Genomic DNA, 868 nt, shown 5'->3' with positions numbered 1-868 from the left:
GACCGTCCACATTGGTCTCGAACTGATGACCAGCCTGGTCATGGTGGATGGACAACGCCTCGCTCATCACTACTCCTCGCGGGTCTTGAATTCTGACCCCTACCTTACCGATGTTTTTCCGGCGAAGGAACATCTACGCCACCCCGTGCCTGATGGACACCGAGAAAAGCCACACCGATCTCGCGCAACCGAGCACGTGATAAATAGTAGGCACCATTGGCAAAAATGCTCAAGGTGCGCTCGTCATCGTGCAGGTTGTACGGATAACTCCGATGGGCGTAGTGGCAGGCGCGGGGAACATATCCCGAGGCGCTCACCTGAACATTGCCGGATGTCGAGACTTAAGACGCAGGCTCTTCTTTAAAGTCACCTCAAGAGCGACAAAGATATGTGAGGCGTCATGCAAAATCGGAACAAAAGTGTAGACGAATTCATCTAGGCAGACTTGGTGCAAGACGCCGAAAACAGCACGTGACAGCGGGAACTTTTTCTCATTAACTCGCTCAGGCAGGGGCTTGCAGCTGGATATTTTTTAATCAGCCCCGTTAAAAGTTGCTCGAAAAAGAATCAACGCCTACAATTTTTTTTTGCTTCTTGCGCTACGTCAGTTTACTTACTACAAGTAATGGGTAGTATGTACGCCGGCTATTTCCTCAATCGGAGGAGAAAGCCACTTAATTGAAAGTCCTTGAAGGGGAACACGATGAACAACGTTCTGAAATTCTCTGCTCTGGCTCTGGCCGCAGTTCTGGCTACCGGTTGCAGCAGCGCATCGAAAGAAACCGAAGCACGTCTGACCGCTACTGAAGACGCAGCTGCTCGCGCCCAGGCTCGTGCAGACGAAGCATACCGTAAAGCTGATGAAGCT

At 51.2% G+C, this 868-nt stretch carries 1 protein-coding gene and 1 pseudogene; one reads left to right on the top strand and one right to left on the bottom strand.

Annotated elements, in window-relative coordinates; genetic code table 11:
* Positions 1-133, bottom strand: a pseudogene (locus HT737_RS32180) (N-acetyltransferase); the annotation flags it as partial.
* A gap of 570 nt (positions 134-703) precedes the next feature.
* Here HT737_RS32180 and oprI point away from each other — a divergent pair.
* Positions 704-868 (top strand): outer membrane lipoprotei OprI (oprI, locus tag HT737_RS29385; protein WP_182404574.1); only part of this gene is annotated, 165 nt, incomplete at its 3' end.

Source organism: Pseudomonas sp. MD195_PC81_125 (assembly GCF_014060985.1).
In the GTDB taxonomy this organism is placed as follows: domain Bacteria; phylum Pseudomonadota; class Gammaproteobacteria; order Pseudomonadales; family Pseudomonadaceae; genus Aquipseudomonas; species Aquipseudomonas parakoreensis.
The sequence above is the reverse complement of the archived record's forward strand: the minus strand, read 5'-3'. Positions and strand labels throughout refer to the sequence as shown.